Origin of the sequence: Arenimonas sp., from assembly GCF_036275555.1 — a bacterium.
Taxonomy (GTDB): domain Bacteria; phylum Pseudomonadota; class Gammaproteobacteria; order Xanthomonadales; family Xanthomonadaceae; genus Arenimonas.
This window is the reverse complement of record NZ_DASUDO010000032.1, coordinates 61,771-68,220: the sequence shown is the minus strand read 5'-3', so window position 1 is coordinate 68,220 and position 6,450 is coordinate 61,771. Positions and strand designations below refer to the sequence as shown.

Here is a 6,450-nt window from a genome sequence, read left to right as displayed (position 1 = left end):
GCCGAGGTCCACTTCGCAGGCGGCGGAGCCGTGGGGACGGTCGTCGATCGCGCCGGACTTCAGGCTCGCCACCGCCTCCGCCAGCTGCTCGGCATACAGCGTGAAGCCGACCTCCTCGATCTGGCCGCTCTGTTCCTCGCCGAGCAGCTCGCCGGCGCCGCGGATCTCGAGGTCGTGCGTCGCCAGCATGAAGCCCGAGCCGAGCTCGCCCATGGTCTCGATCGCATCGAGGCGCTTGGCGGCGTCGGCCTTCAGCGCGCGCTTGCTCGGCACCAGCAGGTAGGCGTAAGCGCGGTGGTGCGAGCGGCCGACGCGGCCGCGCAGCTGGTGCAGCTGCGCCAGGCCGAAGCGGTCGGCGCGGTGGATGATGATGGTGTTGGCGCTCGGGATGTCGATGCCCGACTCGATGATGGTGGTGCACACCAGCACGTTGAAGCGCTGGCGGTGGAAATCGAGCATGGCCTGCTCGAGGTCGCGCTCCGGCATCTGGCCGTGGGCGACGCGGATGCGGGCGCCGGGCACCAGCTCGGCCAGGTCGCGCGCCATCTTCTCGATGGTGTCGACCTCGTTGTGCAGGAAGTAGACCTGGCCGCCGCGCGCCAGCTCGCGCTGGAAGGCTTCGCGCAGCAGCGCCGGGTCCCACGCCGTGACCACTGTCTGCACCGCCAGGCGGTGCGCGGGCGGCGTGGCGATGATCGAGAGCTCGCGCAGGCCGCTCATCGCCATGTTCAGCGTGCGCGGGATCGGCGTGGCGGTCAGCGTGAGCAGGTGAACCTCGGCGCGCAGGGCCTTGAGCGCTTCCTTCTGGCGCACGCCGAAGCGCTGCTCCTCGTCGACGATCACCAGGCCCAGGTCCTTGAACTTCACGTCGCCCTGCAGCAGGCGGTGCGTGCCGACGATCACGTCGATCTTGCCCTCGGCCAGCTGCGCCAGCGCCGCCTTCACTTCCTTGGGCGACTTGAAGCGGCTGAGCACCTCGACCTTCAGCGGCCAGTCGGCGTAGCGGTCGCGGAAGTTGCGGTAGTGCTGCTCGGCCAGCAGCGTGGTCGGCACCAGCACCGCGACCTGCTTGCCGGCGGTGGCGGCGACGAAGGCGGCGCGCACCGCGACCTCGGTCTTGCCGAAGCCGACGTCGCCGCAGACCACCCTGTCCATCGGTTGGGGATGACTCAAGTCGGAGATCACGGCTTCGATAGCCGCTAATTGGTCCGGCGTCTCCTCGAACGGGAACGTGGCCGCGAACGGCTCGTACATCGCGCGATCCACGGCCAGCGCCAGGCCCTGGCGCGCATGCCGCCGCGCCTGGATCTCGAGCAGCTCGGCGGCGACGTCGCGCACCTTCTCGGCGGCCTTGCGCTTGGCCTTCTCCCACTGCTCGCCGCCCAGCGAATGCAGCGGCGCCAGCTCGGGCGACGCGCCGGAATAGCGGCTGACCAGCTGCAGCTGCGCCACGGGCACGTAGAGCTTGTCGCCCTTGGCGTATTCGATCTGCAGGAACTCGCCGGTGATGCCGCCGCTGTCGAGCGTCACCAGGCCCTGGTAGCGGCCGACGCCGTGGTCCTCGTGCACGATCGGCGAGCCCATCGTGATCTGGCTCAGGTCGCGCAGCACCGTGTCCGGGTCGCGGGTGGCGCGCTTGCGGCGACGGCTCTGCTCGGCGCGCTCGGGGAAGAGCTGGCGCTCGGTCAGCACCGCCAGCGGCGGCTCGACCAGGGCGAAGCCGTCTTCCAGCCCGGCGACCGTGATCGCGAACGTTTCGTCGCCGGCCAGGAAGGCGTCCCAGCCCGGGACCACCGCCGGCTTGAGGTTGGCCGAGGCCAGCATCTCGAGCAGCGCCTCGCGCCGTCCCGCGGAGTCCGCGGCCAGCAGCGTGCGGCCCGGGTAGGCGCGCAGGAAGCCGTGCAGCGCGCTGCCGGGGTCGCCGCCCTTCTGGCTCCAGGCCAGCGACGGCGCCGGCTGCTCGGCCATCGCGACGGCCTTGTCGCGCTGCGGGTGCCCCTCGCCGCAGACTTCGATGCGCGCGACCTGGTTCAGGCGCGCACGCAGCTCTTCCGGCGGCAGGAACAGGTCGGCCGGGGCCAGGATCGGCCGCTCCAGGTCGTGTCGGCGCTGCTCCCAGCGATCGCTGGTCTGCGCCCAGAACGCCACCGCGGCCTCGGGGGCGCCCTCGCCGAGCACCACCAGCGTGTCCTGGCCCAGGTGCTCGAACAGGCTGGCGGTCTGGTCGAAGAACAGCGGCAGGTAGTACTCGATGCCGGCCGGCGCGCCGCCTTCCTTCAGGTCCTGGTACAGCGGGCAGCGGCGCGGGTCGAAGTCGAAGCGCTCGCGCAGGGCTTCGCGCACGCGCCGGGTGCTGGCCTCGTCGAGCGGGAACTCGCGCGCCGGCAGCAGGCGCACGCTGTCGACCGCGTGGTCCGAGCGCTGGGTGTCGGGGTCGAAGGTGCGCAGCGAGTCGATCTCGTCGTCGAACAGCTCGATGCGGTAGGGCAGGTCGGCGCCCATCGGGTAGAGGTCGAGCAGGGCGCCGCGCACCGCGAAGTCGCCCGGGTCCAGCACCTGCGGCACGTTGCGGTAGCCCGCGGCTTCCAGCCGGCGCTTCTCGGCGTCGAAGTCGAGCTTCTGGCCCTTGCGCAGGTCGAGCGTGTTGCCGGCGATCCAGCTCGGCGGCGGCAGGCGCTGCATCAGCGAGGCCACCGGCACCACCAGCACGCCCTTGCGCGCGGTCGGCAGCCGGTACAGCGCCGCGACGCGCTGGGACACGATGTCCGGGTGCGGGCTGAAGAGGTCGTAGGGCAGCGTTTCCCAATCCGCGAAATGCAGCACCGGCAGGTCGCCGGCCAGCACCTTCAGGTCGTGCTCGAGCGACTGCGCGGCATGGCTGTCGCGGGTGACGGCCAGCACCAGGCCGTCGTGCGCGCGCGCCGCTTCGGCCAGGCCCAGGGCCATCGCGCTGGCGCTGGCCGGCGCGCGCCAGAGCGCGCGCTGCTGGCCCGCCTTGGGACGCGGCGCGGAGGGAAGGAGGGGACGGGTCATGGGGCCGCGGAGTTTACCGCAGCCAGCGGTCGCGGGCGGGTCAACGCCGGCGCTTGGGCGGCGCCGCGAGGTCGAGCGTGACGCGCACCAGGCCCGGGTCGTCGGGACTGGCGTGGCGTTCGAAGCCCAGCGACTGCGCCAGCGCGATCATCGCGGTGTTCCCGTCCAGCACGTCGCCCCAGATCCGGCGGATGCCATGCGCGCGCGCCCATTCGAACAGGCGAAGCATCAGCAGCTGGCCCAGCCCCTGCCCAGACACGAAATGGGAGACCAGGATCGCGAACTCGGCGCTGTCGCGGCCCGGGTCGCGGGTCAGGCGCGCGACCGCGCCGACGAGGGCTTCGCCCGGCGGCAGCGGTTCGGCCGCGCAGACCGCGAAGCCTTCGCCGGGCGTCGGCGCGACCAGCTGGCGCAGGTAGTCCTCGCTGAGGGCCTTCACGGGGTGCAGGTAGCGGCTCCGCACTTCCTCTTCGCCCAGGAGCTCGAACGCACCGGCGATCGGCCCGGCGTCGGCCGGCTGCACCGGGCGCAGCCAGAGCTCGCGGCCATCGGCCAGGCGCAGCACCTCGGTGCGCTCGGGGCGCATCGAGGGCCGGGGCGGGCGGCGGCGGGTCGGCGTCATGGCGCAAGGGTCTCAGGGGTGGGCTGGGGCCGTGCTCTAAACGCGGGGTCCGCGGTTCATGCTACGGCGGGTTGTTGACCGGTGAGCCGTCAGCGTACGCTGCCCGGCGATGAGCCCTTACCGCGATCCGGCAGGCAAGCGTTCAGCCTGGTCGGCCATCCTGGCGGGCGGGGTCCTAGCCACGGGCCTGGCCGCGGGATTGGCGCAGGCGACGCCGCCCCCGCCGTCCGCCCGGGCCACGGCGCCCGCAGCCGCGGTCGCGCCCGGGCCCGCACCCTCCGCCGCAGTCGACACGCTCGACCGCCACCCGCTGGAGATCCGCGCCCTGGTCGAACCCGAGGCCGTGCTGGGTGAACTCGGTCCTGCCCTCATCAGCGCGCGGCTGGCCAGCGACCCCCGCGAGGTCGCCCGCCTGGAGCTGGCGCGCGCGAATGCCTGCCGCGTGGTGGCCGACTGGGACTGCCAGCGCGAAGCCGGCATCGAGGCCCGCCGCGCCGCCGCCGAGGCCGGCGTGCCGCACCTCGCGATCCGCGGCCTGATCGCCGAAAGCCGCGCCCGCATCGCCATGCAGGACTACACCCGCAGCGAGCGCCTGCTGGCCGAGGCCGAGCTGGCGCTCAAGCAGGACCCGCAGCCGGAACTGCTGGCCGACGTGCTGCTGGCCTATTCCTCGCTCAGCTACACCATCGGCAAGCACGCCCTGGCCGCGGATTACGCGCGCCGGGGCCTGCAGGTGCTCGGTGAAAGCGAGGGCCTGGCGGTGCGGGCGCGCCTGCTTCGCAACCTGGCGCGGGCCCAGGCCCAGCTGGGCGAAGTGGAGCCCGCGCGCGAATCATTGGTCGCGGCGACCCGCGTCTCGCAGCGGCTCGAGGATCCCAAGCTCGAGGCCGAGCTGTACCTGGAGGGCGCGCGCGTCGCCCGCATCGGCGGCGACACCGCGACCCAGCAGCGCAACGGCACGCGCGTGCTGGAGATGGCCGAAAAGCTGCGCAATTCGCAGCTGCGCGGGCTGGGGCACGAAGTGCTGGGCCTGGCCGCGGCCGACGCCGGCGACGGTGCCGCGGCCACCCGCGAACTGCTGGCGGCGCAGCGGTCCTTCCGGCTGCTCGAACTGCAGTCGGACGAGCTGCGCGTGCTGCGCGAGCTGGTGCGGGTGCTGCTGCGCCACGATCCCGGCAGCCCGCAGCTGGCGCCCCTGTTCCAGCGCTTCCTGTCGCTGGACAACGCCATCGCCCAGTCCGAGCGCGCGCAGGCCGCCGACGATTTCGACGCGCGCCTGAAGTACGCCGAGCGCGAGACCGAAATCCTGCGGCTGGAGAGCGAGAGCGCGCTGGCGCGCGAGCGCAGCGAGGCGCTGGCGCAGACCAATCGCCTGGGCAACCTGCTGATGGCGCTGGGCCTGGTGGCGCTGACGGCGCTGGCCGCGCTGTTCTGGGTCCAGCGCCGCGGCCACCGCCAGCTCGCCGAGGCGATGGCGCGGCTGCGCGAGCGCGAACTCGAGTACCGGACCTTGGCCGACAACGCAAACGACCTCGTGCTGCGGATCGGCGCCAACGGCGAGCGCCTGTACGTGTCGCCCTCGGTGCGCGACATCCTGGGCATCGAGCCGGGCGAGCTGGCCTCGCCGCGCCCCGACCTGCTGCATCCCGACGATCGCGAGGCCGTGGGCCAGCTGCTGGCCCGCGTGATGCGCGACGGCGGGACCGAAACCCTGCGCTACCGCGCCCGCCACGCGTCGGGGCACTACATCTGGATCGAGGCCGTGGTGCGCCGCGTGCGCGGGGCCGACGGTGGCCAGGAACTGGTTTACGCCGGGCGCGACATCAGCATCAAGGTCCGCGCCGAGCAGGCGCTCGAGGCGACGAGGGCGCGGCTGCGCGCCGTGACCGACAACATCCCGGCCATGATCGCCCACATCGACCTGCAGGAGCGCTACACCTTCGCCAATGCGGTGGGCGAGCGGCTGTTCGGCCACGTCGAGGGCGGCCTGGTCGGCAAGACCGTGCGCGAGATCCGCGGCGAGGCCATCTACAGCGAGATCCGCCCGCACATCCTCCGGGCGCTGGCCGGCGAGCGCGTCACCTACTCGGGCGAGACCGAGGTCCGCGGGAAGCACTACCACTACCAGACCTCCTACGTGCCCGACGTCCGCCCGGACGGCGTGCAGCAGGGCTTCTTCTCCTTCACCTACGACATCACCCAGCTCAAGCAGGCCGAGCAGGCGCTCGAGACGCTGGCACGCAAGGATTCCCTGACCGGGCTCGCCAACCGCCGCTACTTCGACGAGCGGCTGGGCGCCGCGCTGGCGCGCAGCGCCCGGCAGCAGGTGCCGCTGGCGCTGCTGACCATGGACATCGACCATTTCAAGGGCATCAACGACGGCCTCGGCCATGCGGCCGGCGACGAAGTGCTGCGCGAGTTCGGCCGCCGGCTCGCGGCCTGCGTGCGGGCCGGTGACCTGGTGGCCCGCGTGGGTGGCGACGAGTTCGCGGTACTGGTCGAGGGCGTGGGCTCGCTCGACAGCGCCACGGGCTTCGCCGACAAGCTGCTGGAGCGGATGCAAACCCCGATCACGGTGGAAGGCGCGGCGCGCCAGGTCGGCACCAGCATCGGCATCGCCTACAGCCACGGACGCGCCGATGCCAAGGCGCTGATGCTGGCCGCGGACCAGGCGCTGTACGACGCCAAGGCCGCCGGTCGCGGCGTCTGGAAACTGCGCGAGATCGGCTGAGCCCCGCGCCGGCTTCCGGAAGGATTCATGCGCCCGCGGTTTTAATGGCCGGCCTTGTCCGCAC

At 72.7% G+C, this 6,450-nt stretch carries 3 protein-coding genes; 1 reads left to right on the top strand and 2 read right to left on the bottom strand.

Annotation, left to right across the window (positions count from 1 at the left end; translation table 11 throughout):
* Together mfd and VFV21_RS08775 are read right to left on the bottom strand one after the other, a co-directional pair.
* Positions 1-3,033: transcription-repair coupling factor (mfd, locus tag VFV21_RS08780; RefSeq protein ID WP_329669048.1), on the bottom strand; the 3,033-nt coding region annotated here is incomplete at its 3' end.
* A gap of 40 nt (positions 3,034-3,073) precedes the next feature.
* Positions 3,074-3,655: a GNAT family N-acetyltransferase gene (locus tag VFV21_RS08775; protein ID WP_329669047.1), complete on the bottom strand. Its 582-nt coding sequence runs from the start codon at positions 3,653-3,655 to the stop codon at positions 3,074-3,076.
* A 109-nt stretch (positions 3,656-3,764) separates the two neighbouring features.
* On the opposite strand from VFV21_RS08775, the gene VFV21_RS08770 reads away from it, so the two are divergent.
* Positions 3,765-6,386: a diguanylate cyclase domain-containing protein gene (locus tag VFV21_RS08770; RefSeq protein WP_329669046.1), complete on the top strand. Its 2,622-nt coding sequence runs from the start codon at positions 3,765-3,767 to the stop codon at positions 6,384-6,386.
* The last annotated feature ends 64 nt before the right edge of the window (positions 6,387-6,450 follow it).